A 15860-nucleotide genomic window follows, 5' to 3' on the forward strand; every position below is an offset into this window, starting at 1 on the left:
CGTGCGGTGTCCACGGCCTGGCGGCCGGCCTGTGTGGCGTTCATGCGGTACCACCTCCGGCACCGACTGTGACGCCTCCACCCGGATCTATTGGATCTTGGTGGATAACCGCATGGTTGTGGATAACTCCCTCACCCGTCAGGGCGACGCGCGGCGGCGGCCGGGCAGCCTGCAGCGGCCGGCGCCGGGCCGGCCGAACCAGCGGGCCCGCGCCGGAGGCTCGGCTCCGTGCCGCCGAGGGGCTCAGCTCCCCGGAAGATCCAGATCGCTCTTGTTCAGCTCTTCGATGTTCACGTCCTTGAACGTGAGTACCCGCACCTGCTTGACGAACCGGGCTGGTCGGTACATGTCCCAGACCCAGGCGTCGGCCATCGAGACCTCGAAGAACACTTCACCCTGGACCGAGTGCACCTGCATCTCGTAGTCGTTGGTGAGGTAGAAGCGACGCTCGGTCTCGATCACGTATTTGAACAGCCCGACGACGTCGCGGTACTCCCGGTAGAGCTTCAGCTCCATCTCGGTCTCGTACTTTTCGAGGTCCTCGGCGCTCATGGCAGATCCCCTTCAGCCGTGCGTCCCCCTATTGTGCGTCAGACCCTCTCGGTCTCCAGGAGCACCGGCGCACTCGGGGGCCCTTCGTCGAGCAGTGTGCGCAGCAGCTCGGCGAGTCTGGTCGGATACACCGTCTCATGCGACACCGACAGTTCCTCCGAGGTCCACCACTTCAGTCCGGACACGCTGCGTCGTTCCAGGTCCGTGTGGCCGGCGGTGTCGGTGGCGGTCCGGTCGGTCCGCGCCAGGTAGTACCACTCGTCCTGCTCCCAGCGTCGCCCGTCGAAGGGGAAGGCGCAGCGACGCTTCCACAGGAGGGGCCCGAGGGCGGCCTCGGTGATGCCGGTCTCCTCGGCGAGTTCGCGGAGGGCCGCCTCCGCGCGGGTCTCCGTGCCCTCCAGGCCGCCGCCGGGGGTGAACCACCAGGTCTCGGTCGGACGGTCCGGTTCGAAGCCGTGGAGCAGCAGGATGCGGTCCTGGGAGTCGAGCAGCACTACGCGGGAGACCTGGCGCACGGCGGTGGCCCGATCGGCCCCGCCGACCTCAGCGGCCCTCGTGCCCTCGACGGCGGCAGGCGGCTCAGCGGACTCGATGGCCTCATCGGCCTCGACGGTCCGACAGTCCCCAGCCACCTCGCGGGTCAGGCCGGACTCCCCAGCGGCTCCGCCGGCCGCCCCGTCCCGTTCCGGCGCCTGCCCCCGGTCCTGCTCCCGCTCCCGCTCATCCACGTCCGCGTCCCTTCCGCCGTGCGATCGGCCCGTATGCCGCACCACCAAGGATGAGCACGGCACCGGCGACGACCGCCAGGACGATGGGGCGGAGCGGTCCCGGCTGGGAGGTGCCCCCGGGGAGCGCGGCGAAGCTCTCGGGACGCTGGAGCATGCCGACACTGCCGAGCGGCCAGGCGCGGGCGTCGACCCGGGCGTCCACGGCGCTGCGCGGCACGGAGCCGTGGTCACCGTCGGTGAGGTGGACGCGGGAGTCGAGGGAGACGTTGCGGTGGTCGCCGAGGAGGAAGAGCTGGCCGGTGGGGACGATGGCCTGGAAAAGGGTGGGCGACGCGGGGCCGTCGCCCTGCAGGTACGGCTCCTCGACGGGGGTTCCGTTGACCGTCAGCAGGCCCTTCTTGCTGCAGCAGGCGACCGTGTCGCCGCCGACGCCGACGACCCGCTTGACCATCGGCAGGTCGCCCCAGGAGGCGTCCTTGAAGACGACGACGTCGCCCCGGCGTATCTCGGAGCCGTTCACCTTCTCGGCGAGGACCCGGGCGCCGGCGGCGATGGTGGGCGTCATGGAGTCCGTCGGCACCGTGTACGGGCGGTAGATCAGCGCCCCCCAGACGAAGCCGCCCAGGAACAGCACACAGCCGACGGCCACGGCCAGACCGGACAGCACACTGCCCGTGGTCCGGCCGTGGCCGTCCGTCGTACGTTCCGTACTGCTGCTCATCCCAGCGCTCCCGCCCCGCGGGACACGCCCGCGTCGAAGATCCGGGACGGCACCTTACCTGGGGTTACGCGCTGCGGTCAGCCTCCGGCGACGCCAGATCACGAGCGGAACCGCGCCGACCAGGCCCAGGGCCGCCGGAGCCGCACCCATTGCCTTGTTGATCCCGGGTTGGTCGAAGGTGTCCGGTACCGGAAGGGTTGCCCAGCGGTTGATGGGCCAGGCGATGGTGAAGGCGCGACCGACGACCTCGTTCTCGGAGACCGTGCCGTTGCCCGGGAGGTTCTGGTGGTAGCGGGAGTCGAGGGAGTCGTCGCGGTGGTCGCCCATCACCCAGATCCGGCCCTTGGGGACGTGGATCGGGCCGAAGGGACGGTCGCCGCACGGGGTGGCGCCGGGGTAGACGTAGGAGTCTTCCTTGAGGGCCTTGCCGTTGACCTTGACGGGGCCGACGCCCTGGCACTCGACGGTGTCCCCGCCGACCGCGATGACCCGCTTGATCAGGTCCTTCTCCTCGGCCGAGGGCATCAGGCCGATGAAGCTGAGGACCTTCTGGACGGGGTTGGGCTGCGGGGTGGGCGTCTCGTTGAGCCAGCCGCCCGGGTCGTGGAAGACGACGACCTCGCCGCGCTGCGGCTTGGAGCCGAACCACGGCGTCAGCTTGTCGACCAGCACCCGGTCGCCACGCTGGAGGGTGTCCTGCATGGAGTCGGACGGGATGGAGAACGCCTGCACCAGGAACGTCTTGATGAGCAGGGCGAGGAGCAGCGCGATGCCGATGAGGATCGGCAGCTCCTTCCAGAAGGCACGCGGCTTCTTGCCTTTGGTCACGCTGCCGGTCGCCTCCTCGTCGGCCGCTGCGTCCGACTGCTTCGATGGATCCGTGCGCGGCAGGCCCGACGCGGACCCGCCTGACTGCGCCTGTGGCTGATGTACGGAACTCGTCGCCTGCCGCGCGGACTCACCGCGACCTGCCGGCTCTTCGGGCTCTTCGGTTCCGGACCGCGCGCCGACCGCCAAGTCCCCCACATCTGCTCCTCACTCCGCGCTCTCGCCTGCCCGTCAACCGGTGCAGGCCCACCACTCCCATAACGAGCGGGAGTTCCGCAGGGGTCGGGAGTACGGTCAAACTCTCGGAGGACACCCTATGCGCTGCGTCCCCCGCCGCCGCCTTCGCGCCCGGCGCGTCGTGGACGGTGGCGAAGGTGTCGGGCTCTTCGAGGAACCGCCAGTGGCCGAACGGCCAGGCGATGACCACGGCCCGGCCCACGACGTTGTCCACCGAGACCGTGCCGTGGTACGGCTCGTCCAGGTGGTACCGCGAGTCCGCCGAGTTGGAGCGGTGGTCGCCCATGACGAAGATCCGCCCGGTGGGGACGGTCACCGTGAACTTCAGCTGGGAGGGCGGGTTTCCCGGGTGCACGTAGGGCTCGGTGAGCGGGGTGCCGTTGACCGTCACCCGGCCCTTGGTGTCGCAGCAGCGGACGGTGTCGCCGCCGACCGCGACCGCGCGCTTGATCAGGTCCTGTTCGTTGGCCGACGGGAGCAGCCCGATGAAGGTCAACAGGCCGTTGATCGGGCCGGGGTTGCCGGCCGACTGGTTCTGCTCGCCCTTGAGCCAGCCGCCGGGGTCCTTGAAGACCACGACGTCGCCGCGGTGCGGCGTGGCGCCGAACCACGGGGTGAGCTTGTCGACCAGCACCCGGTCGCCGATCTTGATCGTCTGCTCCATGGAGCCGGACGGGATGACGAACGCCTGCACCAGGAACGTCTTCAGGACCAGCGCGATGGCCAGCGCCACCCCGATCAGGATCGGGATCTCCTTGAGGTAGGAGCGGCGTCGGCGGCGCTTGATGCGCTTGGCCTGGCGGCGGCGCTCGGCCCGCCCGCCGGTCACCGGGCGGGTGCCGGACCCGTGGTCGTCCTCTGCGGTGCCGCCGTGCATCGCGCCCTCGGTGGCGTCCTCGCGCCCGTGGCGGGGGCGTCCGCGGTTACCCATGGGGGCCTGCCGGGGCCGGTATACGGGCCAGGGACCCCGGGGTGTCGATGGTGCTCCAGCGGCCGACCGGCCAGGTGATCAGGTCGGCGCGGCCGATCACCTTGTCGACCGGGACGGTGCCGCCGCCGGGCTGGCCGAGGTGGTCGCGGGAGTCGCTGGACCGGGAGCGGTGGTCGCCCATGACCCAGAGCCGGCCCGCCGGCACCACGATGTCGAAGGGGACGGCGGAGGGCGTGTCCCCGGGATGGAGATAGCCCTCGGTCACCGGCTCACCGTTCACGTCGATCCGCCCCCGTTTGTCACAGCAGGTCACATGGTCTCCACCGACGCCGATGACGCGCTTGACGTAGTCGGTGTCGTCGGAGCGGGCCAGGCCCAGCGCCGCGCCTGCCCTGCGCAGCAGTCCCGTGACGGGATTCTCCCCCTGCTCCCTGTGAACGAAAGATCCGGTGCCGTCGAAGACGATGACGTCGCCGCGCTGCGGGCCGGCGCCGAAACGGTACGCCAGCTTGTTCACCAGGACCCGGTCGCCGACCCGCAGGGTGTTCTCCATGGAGGTGCTGGGGATCAGGAACGGCTGCGCGACGAAGGTGCTGAGCAGGAACAGGAAGGCCAGGCAGAGCACGAGGAGGGTGACCGGCCGGTACCGCAGCTGCGCCGCCCGGGACCGGAAACGCGCGAAGCGCGACCGTCGCTCCGGCCCCTGAGCGGGGTCCGAAGCGGGGTCGCGCTCCGTGAGCTGTGCGTCGGTGTCCATGGGGCCCAGAGCCTATCCGGCCGGGCCCGGACGCCGGTCGCGAGCGTGGCCTCGCGGTGCACCGGGGCGGATTTCCGCTGCCCGGTGCGGCGCGGCTCAGCGCTCGCGCTTCTCCTTGATCTTGGCGGCCTTGCCGCGCAGCTCGCGGAGGTAGTACAGCTTGGCGCGGCGGACGTCACCGCGGGTGACGACCTCGATCTTCTCGACGATCGGGGTGTGCACGGGGAAGGTGCGCTCCACGCCGACCGAGAAGCTGACCTTGCGGACCGTGAAGGTCTCGCGCACGCCGGAGCCCTGGCGGCGAATGACGACGCCCTTGAACTGCTGCACACGGGAGCGGTTGCCCTCGATGACGCGGACGTGGACGTTGACGGTGTCACCCGGGCGGAAGGCCGGGATGTCGCTGCGCAGTGCGGCGGAGTCGACGGAGTCGAGAAGGTGCATGACCTACTGCTTTCTTCGCTGATGCCACAGGTCATCAGCGGAATCATTCGGAAAGGTTGATGTACTGCCGAGCTGCCGGGCGGACGTCGTTCCCCCTGTGGCAGGGGCGCACACCGGGCGCAGACAGCAGCGGCTCATTCTTCCACGGACTGACTCGTCCGCCCAAATCGGCCGTCCTCGCCCGGTGCCCAGCCCAGGATCGAGAGGATCTCCCGGTCCTTCTTGTCGAAGGCGGCGGGGTCGGCGCGCTCGATCAGATCGGGGCGGTTGCGATCGGTGCGGCGGAACGCCTCGTCGCGGCGCCAGCGGGCGATCTTGCCGTGGTGGCCGCTGAGCAGCACCTCGGGGATGGTGCGGTCGCGCCACTCCGGGGGCTTGGTGTAGACGGGGCCTTCCAGGAGGTCGGCCATGGCCCCGGGGGCGAAGGAGTCGTCCTGGTGGGAGGCGGCGTTGCCGAGGACGCCGGGCAGCAGCCGGGCGATCGCCTCGACCATGACCAGAACCGGGGCCTCGCCGCCGGCCAGGACGTAGTCGCCGATGGACACCTCGCGGACGTCCAGGCGGTCGCCGTACTCCTCGATGACGCGGCGGTCGATGCCCTCGTAGCGGGCCGGGGTGAACACCAGCCAGGGCTTGGCGGAGAGTTCTACGGCGAGCTGCTGGGTGAACGGGACACCGCTGGGGGTGGGGACGACGAGGACGGGTTCCCCCTCGCCGGACGCCAGGATGCCGTCCAGCGCCTCGCCCCACGGCTCGGGCTTCATGACCATGCCCGGGCCGCCGCCGTAGGGGGTGTCGTCGACCGTGTGGTGCTTGTCGTGGGTGCACTCCCGCAGGTCGTGGATGCGCACGTCGAGCTGTCCGCGGGCGCGGGCCTTGCCGACCAGCGAGACGTTCAACGGTTCGAGGTACTCCGGGAAGATCGTGACGACGTCGAGCCGCATCAGCTGTCCTCGCGGGCGGAGGCGATCTCGGCCTGGGCCTCGTCGAGGAGTCCCGGCGGCGGGTCGATGACCGCGCGCTGCTCCTCCAGGTCGATCTCGGGCACGATCTCGCTGACGAACGGGATCATCACCTCGCTGCCGTCGGGGCGCGCCACGATCAGCAGGTCCTGGTAGGGCAGGTGGGAGACCTCGCTGATCCGGCCGACGGCGGTGCCGTCGCGGGTGACGACGTCGAGGTCGATCAGTTGGTGGTCGTAGAACTCCTCGGGATCCTCGGGGAGTTCCTCGGGGTCGACCTCGGCGATCAGCAGGGTGTTGCGCAGCGCCTCGGCGGCGGTGCGGTCCGCGACGCCCTCGAAGCGCAGCAGCAGCCGGCCGCTGTGGACCCGGCCGGTGGCGATGGTCAGCGGCCCGACGGCGGACGGGGCGGTGGCGAGGACGGCGCCCGGGGCGAGCCGGAGTTCCGGTTCGTCGGTGCGCACCTCTACGGTGACCTCGCCCTTGATGCCGTGGGCGCGGCCGATCCGGGCGACTACCAGCTGCACTGTGCTCCTCTTTGCGGCTAGGCCGCCGCCGCTTTCGCGGAGGTGGCCGAGGAACGTCGGGGTTCCTCAATGGATGGTGACGGTGCTGGATCCGACGGGGTCGCGGTGGTTCCAGCCTCACATACGGACGCGGGCCGGGGACGGCCCGAAGGCCCTCCCCGGCCCGAGCCGGTGTTCAACTTGATCAGCGAACTTGGTCGACATCGACGAGGTCGACGCGGATGCCCCGGCCGCCGATGGCGCCGACGACGGTCCGCAGTGCGCGGGCGGTCCGGCCGTTGCGGCCGATCACCTTGCCGAGGTCGTCGGGGTGGACCCGGACCTCCAGCACGCGCCCGCGGCGCAGGGTGCGCGAGGCTACCTGCACGTCGTCGGGGTTGTCGACGATGCCCTTGACGAGGTGCTCAAGGGCCTCCTCAAGCACGCTCAGTCCTCGGTGGACTCGGAGGTGGACTCGGCCGCGGCCTCGTCCGCCTTCTTGTCGGCCTTCTTCGCCTTCGGGGTGATGGCCTCACCCTTCGGCTCGTCACCGGAAGCCTTGGCGGCGGCCTCGAAGAGGGCGCGCTTGTCGGCCTTCGGCTCGGCGACCTTCATCGGCGCCGGGGCCGGCAGGCCCTTGAACTTCTGCCAGTCGCCGGTGACCTTGAGGATGGCCAGCACGGGCTCGGTCGGCTGCGCGCCGACACCCAGCCAGTAGGCGACGCGCTCGGCGTCGACCTCGATGCGGGAGGGGTTCTGCACCGGGTGGTACAGGCCGATCTCCTCGATGGCGCGGCCGTCCCGGCGGGTGCGGGAGTCGGCGACGACGATGCGGTAGTGAGGCGAGCGGATCTTGCCCAGACGCTTCAGCTTGATCTTGACTGCCACTGGAGTGGTGTCTCCTGGTCTTGACGTGGTGGGGCACAACGAGATGCCACGTGGGGTTGCGGTACTCGGGGCCCCGATGGACGCGTCAGCCGGAGGAGAGAGGGGTCCTGTGCGACTGTCGAGTACAGCAGGCAATTGTGCCACACGCCCGAGGGTCAGCCGACCGCGGCCACCTCGGGGATCCGGAAGGGCTTGCCGCAGCCGCCGCAGACGATCGGCGCCTGGGCCAGTACGGAGGGGACGACCCGCACATTGCGCCCGCAGTCGCAGACGGCCTTGACGCGGACGCCGCCCCCGGAGGAGCCGTGCCGGGCGGCCGGTCCGCGGAAGCTGCGGGTGGTGTCGGTGGCGGTGGCGGCGCTGTGGGCCTTGAGGGCTCTGGTGAGCCGCTCGATGGTGGGGCGGTAGCGCCGTCTCGCCTCGGGGTTGAGCGTGACCAGCGAGAAGCCGCTGCTGGGATGCGGCTCGTCGGTGTGGTCCAGGCCCAGCTCCTCGGCGATCGCCAGGAACCGGCGGTTGTGGTAGCGGCCTGCCCGGGAGGTGTCGCGGATGCCGCGGGCGGCGGCGATGCCGTGGACTGCCTCATGGAGCAGCCGTTCGAAGGAGAGCTCGGCGCCACAGGCGGACGACGACTCTCCGATCAGGGATTCGGGCGCGGCCAGGTCCGGCAGCTCGGGGTGGTGCCGTTGAATGTCGGCCCACGCGAGCGCCAGCTCGGCGGCGAGAACAGGCGGTGTCGTGCTCACGTCGTGACAACGAGCCGGGGTCTCCCAGTGTTCCGATTCCGGGGCATCCCAAATAATTTGCACGTACCGGTCAGTTTCCGGGCATGGGGCGTGGCCCGTGCCCGGTACGCCGATCTGCGGAGAAGGCGCCCCTGGGGCGGCAAGCCGGTACGTAGGGCGCGTACCCCCGCGTACGCCACATGGCGTAAGCCCGCCGCATGTCAGGGCGCCGGACGCGCGGTGATGTTACCGGTGGTACGAAACCCCGTGGGCACCGACCCCACCCGTCCACCGTAGGACAGCGGGATCCGGCGGCGACACGCGGGAGGCGAGGGCCGGGGCGACGGGCGGCGCCGCTGCCGTGGCGGGACGGCACTCCCCGGGGCACCCTGGAACGGCGCTCCGGGAGTGCGGTGGGCGGCGCACACAGGGGCGCGCGGGAGCCAAACCCCGGCGCACCCTCTGGACGCCCGGTCGGATGCGCAGTTGTCTGGATCGCGGGGGCGCACAACGCTCGGAAACACGGGGGCGGACGGTACTGATCAGCTTCGGGTTCTCGGCGAATAGGGGCGCTATCGATGTCTCCCACGCTCGTGCGGCACCAGCTTCCGAACACCGGGCCCGTGCACGATGACGGCCCGGCCGCGCCGACCGGCACCCGCGCCCGTGACTGGGCGGAGATCCAGGAGCGGATGCTGGTACCCCTCTACGAGGCCGCGTACGACCGGCTGGGCATCGGGCCCGGCACCCGGCTGCTGGGGCTGGGCTGCGGGTCCGGGCTGGCGCTGCTGCTCGCGGCGGCGCGCGGGGCGCAGGTCAGCGGTGTGGACGCGGACGAGCGCCGGTTGGAGCTGGCGCGCGAGCGGCTCACGCCGGACGGCATGCCGGAGGTCACCCGGCTGGTCAGCGGCGGGCTGGCGGACGCGGCACCCAAGGGTGCGGCGTTCACCGTGATCACGGCGTTCCACCCGGTGGGCTGCGGCGGCGGTGCGCAGGAGCTGGCCGCGGCGCTGACCGCGGCGACCGCGCTGGCCGAGCGGGGCAGCGCGGTGGTGCTGGGCGGCTGGGGCCCGGTGGAGCGGTGTGCGGCGGCCGGCGTGCTGCGGGTGGCGCAGCGGCTCGCCGCCCCGGCGCCGGCTTTCGGCGCGGGCTGGCGGCCGGCCGGCCGGGACGACCTGGAGGAGCTGGCGGAACGGACGGGGCTGCGGCCCGACGGGTCGGGGCGGGTGGCCTGCCCGTTCGGGTACGCGGACATGGCGAGCGCGGTGCGCGGGATGCTGTCGACGGGCCTGTTCGACGGGGCGTTGGAGGTGGCCGGGCCGCGGCAGGTGGAGAAGGAACTGGTCGAGGCGCTCCATCCGTATCAGCGGGGGGACGGGACGCTCTGGATGGCGAACGTCTTCCGGTATCTGATCGCGCGGACCCGCTAGGGCCTGTCCCGGAACGCGACGGACGAGCCCCCGGCCACGGAGGAGTGGCCGGGGGCTCGTCGGGTGGTGCGGGTGCCGCTCAGTTCATGAACTTCTTGAACTCTTCGGGGAGTTCGAAGTTCTGCGGTTCCTGGCCGGCCTGCGGCAGGCCGAGCGGGTTGCCGGTCGCGGCCGCCTCGCGGCGCGCCGCCGCGGCCTCCTCGTCGGCCTTGCGCTTCATCGGGTTGCCGCTCTTGCGCTTGCCCTTGGCCTGCTTGATCTGCTTCTTCTTCCGGGCGGCGCCGCCCCCCATGCCGGGGATGCCGGGCATGCCGGGCATGCCGCCGCCCTGGGCCATCCGCGACATCATCTTGCGCGCGTCGAAGAACCGCTCGACGAGGTTCTTGACCATGCTGACGTCGACACCGGAACCGCGGGCGATGCGGGCCCGGCGCGAGCCGTTGATGATCGTCGGGTCCTGGCGCTCGGCCGGGGTCATCGACTTGATGATGGCGGCCGTGCGGTCGACCTCGCGCTCGTCGAGGTTGTTGATCTGATCCTTCATCTGCGCCATGCCGGGCAGCATGCCGAGCAGCTTGGAGATGGAGCCCATCTTGCGGACCTGCTCCATCTGGGCCAGGAAGTCGTCGAGGGTGAACTCCTTGGGGCCCTTCGCCAGCTTGGCCGCCATCTTCTCGGCTTCTTGCTGGCTGAAGGTCTGCTCGGCCTTCTCGATGAGCGAGAGCATGTCGCCCATGCCGAGGATGCGGGACGCCATGCGGTCCGGGTGGAACGCGTCGAAGTCGTCCAGCTTCTCGCCGTTGGAGGCGAACATGATCTGCTTGCCGGTGACGTGCGCGATGGAGAGCGCGGCACCACCGCGGGCGTCGCCGTCCAGCTTGGAGAGCACCACGCCGTCGAAACCGACGCCGTCGCGGAACGCCTCGGCGGTGTTGACCGCGTCCTGACCGATCATCGCGTCGACGACGAAGAGGACCTCGTCGGGGCTGACCGCGTCGCGGATGTCGGCGGCCTGCTGCATCATCTCGGCGTCGATGCCGAGGCGGCCGGCGGTGTCGACGACCACGACGTCGAACTGCTTGGTGCGGGCGTACTCGATCGAGTCCTTGGCGACCTGGATCGGGTCGCCGACGCCGTTGCCCGGCTCGGGGCCGTAGAAGCCGACGCCGGCGCGCTCGGAGACGACCTGGAGCTGGTTGACGGCGTTGGGGCGCTGGAGGTCGCAGGCGACCAGCAGCGGCGAGTGCCCCTGGCTCTTGAGCCAGCGGCCGAGCTTGCCGGCGAGGGTGGTCTTACCGGCACCCTGCAGACCGGCCAGCATGATCACCGTCGGCGGCTGCTTGGCGAAGCGGAGGCGCCGGGTCTCGCCACCGAGGATGCCGATGAGCTCCTCGTTGACGATCTTGATGACCTGCTGGGCCGGGTTCAGCGCCTGGCTGACCTCGGAGCCGAGCCCGCGCTCCTTGACCTGCTTGATGAAGGCGCGGACGACCGGCAGCGCGACGTCGGCTTCCAGCAGGGCGATCCGGATCTCCCGCGCGGTGGCGTCGATGTCCGCCTCGCTCAGGCGGCCCTTGCCCCGGAGGTTTTTGAAAGTACTCGCCAAGCGGTCGGAAAGCGTATCGAACACGGCGGTCGTCGATCCTCGGGGTCGGGGGCTTAGGTCCAGTCGGGTTCTAGGGTATCGGGCCCCGCAAGCGAACCCGCTCTGGCCCGCGCCCGCCCCGTGCTCCGGCCGCCGGTGGGGCGCGCCCCGGAGCGCACCCCGCCCGGTGTCACTGGAGCGCGGCCTCGACCGCCTCGGCCACCTTGTGGGCCACCGCGTCGGGCAGCGGCGTCCCGTCCGGCCCCGTGACGTAGAAGGCGTCCACGGCGTTGGCGCCCAGCGTGCTGATGTGGGCGCTGCGCACGGCGACCCCCGCCGCGTCCAGGGCCCGGCCGATCCGATGCAGCAGTCCGTGCGCGTCCTGGGCCCGGACCTCGATGACGGTGGCGGTGCGGGAGCTGCCGGCGACGATGGTGACGCGGGGCGGCGGGGCCAGGGCGGCGCGGGAGCGGCGGGCGTAGGCGCGTTCGCGTTCGGCGAGGCGGCCGGGGACGTCCAGGGAGCCGTCCAGGGCGCGGACCAGGTCGGCGCGGAGCCGGCCGGCCTCGGGCAGCGAGCCGTACTCGGCGGCCACCCGCCAGCTGAGCAGCAGCACCGGGCCCTGGCCGATGGGGTCCAGGGTGCGCAGGTCGGCGGCGCGGACGGTGAGGCGGTGCAGGGCCAGCACGCCGGCCGCGGCGGGCAGCACGCCGGGCTGGTCAGGGACGGCGATGAGGAGTTCCACGCCGACCGGTTCCGGGTCGGCGTCGGCCGGGGCGGCGTCCGGCGGTGCGGTCTCCGGGCGGGTGTGCAGGGCCAGGACGGGGCCGCCGGTGCGCGCGGCCTCGACGGCCAGGCGCTCCTGTTCGGCGGTGGGGGCGTCGGTGCCGCGCGGGTCCGGCGCGGGCTCCCCGGCGAGCCGGTCGGCGACGCGCTGGACGAGGCCGGAGACGAGGCCGGCGCGCCAGGAGCTCCAGGCGGCGGGCCCGGTGGCGAGCGCGTCGGCCTCGGTGAGGGCGTGCAGGAGTTCCAGGGTGCCGGGGCTGCCGACGGCGTCGGCGACCGCGCCGACGGTCTCCGGGTCGTCCAGGTCGCGTCGGGTGGCGGTCTCGATGAGCAGCAGGTGGTGCCGGACGAGGGCGGCGATCACCTCGGTGTCGCCGGGGCCGAAGCCGAGCCGGGCGGCCACGTCGCGGGCGATGGTCTCGCCGGCCACCGCGTGGTCGCCGGGCCAGCCCTTGCCGATGTCGTGCAGCAGGGCGGCGACCAGCAGCAGGTCGGGCCGGTGGACGCGGCGGGTCAGTGCGGCGGCGCGGACCGCGGTCTCGACCAGGTGGCGGTCGACGGTCCAGGTGTGCACGGGGTTGCGCTGGGGGCGGCAGCGGACGCGCTCCCAGTCGGGCAGCAGGCGGGCGATGACGCCCTCGGCCTCCAGGGCCTCCCATACCGGGACGGTGTGCGCGCCGGCGCCGAGCAGGGTGACCAGTTGCTCGCGGGCCTCGGCCGGCCAGGGCACCGGCAGCGGTGCGGCGGCGTGGGCTGCGGCGCAGCGGCGGATGGCGTGGGTGGCCAGCGGCAGTCCGGCCTGGGCGGCGGCCGCGGCGGCGCGCAGCAGCAGGACGGGGTCGCGTTCGGGGCGGGCGGTGCGGGCCAGCACCGCCTCGCCGTCGAGTTCGACGACGCCGTCGGCGAGCGGTGAGCGTTCGCCGCGGTCGGCGGTGCGGCCGTGCAGCAGCCCGCGCAGCACCGGTTTGACGGATCGGGCGCGCAGCACCCGGCCGACCTCGCGCCAGGTGACGTCGGCGGCGTAGGCGATGGTGCGGGCGGATTCGTAGGTCCGGCGGAGCAGGGCGTCCGCGTCGAGCAGGCCGAGGGCGCCGGCGACCTGGTCCTGCTCCTGGAGGGAGAGCCGGTCGGTGGCGCGCCCGGTGGTGAGGTGGAGGGCGTCCCGGGTGTCCAGGAGCCGGGTGCGGGCGGCCTCCAGTCCACCGCGGGGGGCGTCGGCGAGCCAGGAGGCGGCGATGGCCCGCAGTGCGGTGGCGTCCCGCAGGCCGCCGTGGGCCTCCTTGAGGTCGGGTTCGAGGAGGTACTGGAGTTCGCCCTGGCGGGCGGCGCGCTGTTGGCAGAGGTCCCGGAGTTCGGGGAGCCGCCGGGGGGCGCATTCCCGCCAGTCGGCGTAGGCGGCGGTGCGGAGCGCGGCGGTCAGTGCGGGGTCGCCGGCGATGTGGCGGGCGTCGAGCAGGCCCAGTTGCACCTTGAGGTCGTCGCGGGCGGCGCGGCGGGCCTCGGCGGGGGTGCGGACGGAGTGGTCGAGGTCCAGGCCGAGGTCCCAGACGGGGTACCAGAGGCGGTCGGCGAGGCCGGCGAGGTCGCCGGGGGCGACGCGGCCGTCGTGCAGCAGCAGGAGGTCGAGGTCGCTGCGGGGGGACAGTTCGCCGCGGCCGTAGCCGCCGACGGCGACCAGTGCGGTGCCCGGAGCGGCAGGGCCGGGGGCGGCGCGGCCGTTGGAGGCAGGGGCGGACGCCTCGGCCAGCAGGGCGGCGAGCCAGTCGTCGGTGAGCCGGGCGAGGGCGGCGCGGCGGTCGGGGCCGGCGGTGCCGTCGTCCCGGAGGAGGCGCAGCCGGGCGGCGGGGTAGCCGCCGGGTGCGTCCACCGGGGCCGTGGCGGCGGGGTGTGCGGTGGGTTCGACGCTCTCGGTCAACTCGGGCTCTCCTCGGTCGTGTTGTCCCCCGCGGCGCTTCCGCCGCACCCCGCCGCCCTCGGCCTGCGGCTCACAGCGCGTCGGGTCCGCGCTCCCCGGTCCGCACCCGTACGGCCTCCTCGACGGGGACGCTCCACACCTTCCCGTCGCCGATCTTGCCGGTGCGGGCGGCCTTGACCACGACCTCCACCAGCTCCTCGGCGTCCGCGTCCTCGACGAGCACCTCGATCCTGATCTTGGGCACCAGGTCGACGGTGTACTCGGCCCCCCGGTACACCTCGGTGTGCCCGCGCTGCCGTCCGTAGCCGCTGGCCTCGGTGACGGTCAGGCCGTGCACGCCGAACGCCTGCAGGGCGTCCTTCACCTCGTCGAGCCGGTGCGGCTTGATTACTGCCGTGATGAGCTTCACGCGTCCACCTTCTTGGTCGGGGCTTCGCCCAGGGCCGTGGTCCTGCGGGCCGTCGTGCCGCCGCCCGCGCCGGCGAAGTCGTACGCGGTCTCGGCGTGCGCGGCCTGGTCGACGCCGGTGATCTCCTCGTCCTCGCCGACCCGGAAGCCCATCACCAGGTCGATGGCCTTGGCAAGGACGTAGGAGACGACCAGCGAGTACAGCAGGACGCACACCACGCCGACGGTCTGCTTGCCGAGCTGGCCGAAGCCGCCCCCGTAGAAGAGGCCCTTGGCGTCGCTCTGCACGCCGCCGGTGGCGAACAGCCCGATCAGCAGCGAGCCGACGATGCCGCCGACGAGGTGGACTCCGATGACGTCCAGGGAGTCGTCGTAGCCGAACTTGTACTTGAGGCCGACGGCCATGGCGCACAGCACCCCGGCGATCACGCCGATCGCGATGGCGCCGAGCGGGCTGACCGCGCCGCAGGCGGGGGTGATGGCGACCAGTCCGGCGACCGCGCCGGAGGCCGCGCCGAGGGTGGTGAACGAGCCGTGCCGGAGCTTTTCGTAGGCGAGCCAGCCGAGCATCGCGGCGGCGGTGGCGACCTGGGTGTTGACGAAGGCGACCGCGGCCACGCCGTCGTCGTTGTTGAGCCAGGAGCCGGCGTTGAAGCCGAACCAGCCGAACCACAGCAGACCGGCGCCGAGCATCACCAGCGGCAGGCTGTGCGGCCGCATCGGGTCCTTCTTGAAGCCGATGCGCCTGCCGACGACGAGGATCACGCCGAGCGCCGCGGCACCGGCGTTGATGTGCACCGCGGTGCCGCCGGCGAAGTCGATGACGCCCAGTTTGAACAGCCAGCCGCCGTCGCCCCACACCCAGTGGGCGACGGGGAAGTAGACGACGGTCACCCACAGCGCGATGAACAGCGCCCAGGCGGTGAACTTCACCCGGTCGGCGAGGGCTCCGCTGATCAGCGCGGGGGTGATCACCGCGAACATCAGCTGGAAGACGGCGAAGACGTAGACGGGGATGGTGGTGGTGCCCCACAGCTGGGTCAGGCCGATGTGGCCGAGGCCGGCGAAGTCGCTGCTCCAGCCGATGATGCCGCCGGTGTCGGTGCCGAAGGCGAGCCCGAAGCCGTAGAGCACCCACAGGAGCGTGACGATGCCCAGGCTGATGAAGCTCATCATCAGCATGTTCAGGACGCTTTTGACCCGGACCATGCCGCCGTAGAAGAACGCCAGGCCGGGCGTCATGAGCATCACCAGCGCGGAGCAGATGAGCATGAACCCGGTGTTGGCGGGACTGAGGGTGGCTTTCTCCGCGAGGCCGTCTGCGAGCGTAAGGATGCCTGGGGGCATCGGCGTCTCCTCGTCGTCGATGCGGCCCGTGCGGGTGTGGGGTGGGCCGGCTTCGCGATGAGAGTGTCGCGGCGCCGTTTCGGCCAAACCTTGCCGGTGTTTCACCGGGG

17 protein-coding genes are annotated in these 15860 nt (G+C 72.1%); 1 reads left to right on the top strand and 16 read right to left on the bottom strand.

The window, feature by feature from the left end:
* Positions 1–243 precede the first annotated feature (243 nt).
* The 12 genes from MOV08_RS13430 to MOV08_RS13485 form a co-directional block, all read right to left on the bottom strand.
* Positions 244–552 (bottom strand): DUF2469 domain-containing protein, encoded by a 309-nt coding sequence (locus MOV08_RS13430; protein WP_003980220.1) that lies wholly within the window; start codon positions 550–552, stop codon positions 244–246.
* 38 nt (positions 553–590) lie between these two features.
* Positions 591–1067 carry an NUDIX hydrolase gene (locus MOV08_RS13435; protein ID WP_275311773.1) on the bottom strand — a complete coding sequence of 159 codons (477 nt, stop codon included), beginning with the start codon at positions 1065–1067 and terminating at the stop codon, positions 591–593.
* A gap of 205 nt (positions 1068–1272) precedes the next feature.
* A complete protein-coding gene (gene lepB, locus MOV08_RS13440) occupies positions 1273–2001 on the bottom strand; it encodes a signal peptidase I (RefSeq protein ID WP_275307610.1) in 729 nt (242 codons plus the stop codon).
* A gap of 54 nt (positions 2002–2055) precedes the next feature.
* Complete coding sequence (lepB, locus tag MOV08_RS13445) at positions 2056–2829, bottom strand: signal peptidase I (RefSeq protein ID WP_039632387.1); 774 nt, start codon at positions 2827–2829, stop codon at positions 2056–2058.
* Between the two features lie 130 nt (positions 2830–2959).
* Positions 2960–3997 carry a signal peptidase I gene (gene lepB / locus MOV08_RS13450; RefSeq protein WP_275307611.1) on the bottom strand — a complete coding sequence of 346 codons (1038 nt, stop codon included), beginning with the start codon at positions 3995–3997 and terminating at the stop codon, positions 2960–2962.
* Positions 3990–4754 carry a signal peptidase I gene (lepB, locus tag MOV08_RS13455; protein ID WP_275307612.1) on the bottom strand — a complete coding sequence of 255 codons (765 nt, stop codon included), beginning with the start codon at positions 4752–4754 and terminating at the stop codon, positions 3990–3992. Before lepB (MOV08_RS13455) ends, lepB (MOV08_RS13450) begins: the two co-directional genes overlap by 8 nt.
* Before the next feature lie 96 nt (positions 4755–4850).
* Positions 4851–5198, bottom strand: a complete 348-nt coding sequence (gene rplS, locus MOV08_RS13460) for a 50S ribosomal protein L19 (RefSeq protein WP_039632393.1) — start codon at positions 5196–5198, stop codon at positions 4851–4853.
* A 134-nt stretch (positions 5199–5332) separates the two neighbouring features.
* Entirely contained in the window at positions 5333–6142 is an 810-nt protein-coding gene (trmD, locus tag MOV08_RS13465) for a tRNA (guanosine(37)-N1)-methyltransferase TrmD (protein WP_275307613.1), read from the bottom strand.
* Positions 6142–6687: a ribosome maturation factor RimM gene (gene rimM / locus MOV08_RS13470; RefSeq protein ID WP_039632397.1), complete on the bottom strand. Its 546-nt coding sequence runs from the start codon at positions 6685–6687 to the stop codon at positions 6142–6144. The genes trmD and rimM overlap by 1 nt, the downstream gene beginning before the upstream one ends.
* Before the next feature lie 184 nt (positions 6688–6871).
* The gene (locus tag MOV08_RS13475) at positions 6872–7111 is read right to left on the bottom strand and encodes an RNA-binding protein (protein WP_003980229.1); all 240 of its coding nucleotides are present in this window, start codon (positions 7109–7111) and stop codon (positions 6872–6874) included.
* A 2-nt stretch (positions 7112–7113) separates the two neighbouring features.
* On the bottom strand, positions 7114–7554 hold the full coding sequence (rpsP, locus tag MOV08_RS13480; RefSeq protein WP_039632400.1) for a 30S ribosomal protein S16: 441 nt from the start codon (positions 7552–7554) through the stop codon (positions 7114–7116).
* A gap of 155 nt (positions 7555–7709) precedes the next feature.
* Entirely contained in the window at positions 7710–8300 is a 591-nt protein-coding gene (locus MOV08_RS13485) for a hypothetical protein (RefSeq protein ID WP_039632402.1), read from the bottom strand.
* A 557-nt stretch (positions 8301–8857) separates the two neighbouring features.
* On the opposite strand from MOV08_RS13485, the gene MOV08_RS13490 reads away from it, so the two are divergent.
* A complete protein-coding gene (locus MOV08_RS13490; RefSeq protein WP_275307614.1) occupies positions 8858–9709 on the top strand; it encodes a methyltransferase domain-containing protein in 852 nt (283 codons plus the stop codon).
* 79 nt (positions 9710–9788) lie between these two features.
* Here the strand turns inward: MOV08_RS13490 and ffh are convergent, their stop codons facing one another.
* The 4 genes from ffh to MOV08_RS13510 form a co-directional block, all read right to left on the bottom strand.
* A complete protein-coding gene (gene ffh / locus MOV08_RS13495) occupies positions 9789–11339 on the bottom strand; it encodes a signal recognition particle protein (RefSeq protein WP_039632406.1) in 1551 nt (516 codons plus the stop codon).
* 145 nt (positions 11340–11484) lie between these two features.
* Positions 11485–13995, bottom strand: a complete 2511-nt coding sequence (locus MOV08_RS13500; RefSeq protein ID WP_275307615.1) for a [protein-PII] uridylyltransferase — start codon at positions 13993–13995, stop codon at positions 11485–11487.
* Positions 13996–14065: 70 nt separating this feature from the next.
* Positions 14066–14404 (bottom strand): P-II family nitrogen regulator, encoded by a 339-nt coding sequence (locus tag MOV08_RS13505; RefSeq protein WP_039632407.1) that lies wholly within the window; start codon positions 14402–14404, stop codon positions 14066–14068.
* Complete coding sequence (locus MOV08_RS13510; RefSeq protein WP_039632409.1) at positions 14401–15750, bottom strand: ammonium transporter; 1350 nt, start codon at positions 15748–15750, stop codon at positions 14401–14403. The genes MOV08_RS13505 and MOV08_RS13510 overlap by 4 nt, the downstream gene beginning before the upstream one ends.
* Positions 15751–15860: the final 110 nt, after the last annotated feature.

The organism is Streptomyces yunnanensis (genome assembly GCF_029011865.1).
Taxonomy (GTDB): Bacteria; Actinomycetota; Actinomycetes; order Streptomycetales; family Streptomycetaceae; genus Streptomyces; species Streptomyces yunnanensis.

Coding starts and splice junctions, on each gene's coding strand:
- MOV08_RS13430 (WP_003980220.1), bottom strand. CDS start 552: ATGAGCGCCGAGGACCTCGAAAAGTACGAGACCGAGATGGAGCTGAAG.
- lepB (WP_275307610.1), bottom strand. CDS start 2,001: ATGAGCAGCAGTACGGAACGTACGACGGACGGCCACGGCCGGACCACG.
- lepB (WP_275307611.1), bottom strand. CDS start 3,997: ATGGGTAACCGCGGACGCCCCCGCCACGGGCGCGAGGACGCCACCGAG.
- lepB (WP_275307612.1), bottom strand. CDS start 4,754: ATGGACACCGACGCACAGCTCACGGAGCGCGACCCCGCTTCGGACCCC.
- rplS (WP_039632393.1), bottom strand. CDS start 5,198: ATGCACCTTCTCGACTCCGTCGACTCCGCCGCACTGCGCAGCGACATC.
- trmD (WP_275307613.1), bottom strand. CDS start 6,142: ATGCGGCTCGACGTCGTCACGATCTTCCCGGAGTACCTCGAACCGTTG.
- MOV08_RS13490 (WP_275307614.1), top strand. CDS start 8,858: ATGTCTCCCACGCTCGTGCGGCACCAGCTTCCGAACACCGGGCCCGTG.
- MOV08_RS13510 (WP_039632409.1), bottom strand. CDS start 15,750: ATGCCCCCAGGCATCCTTACGCTCGCAGACGGCCTCGCGGAGAAAGCC.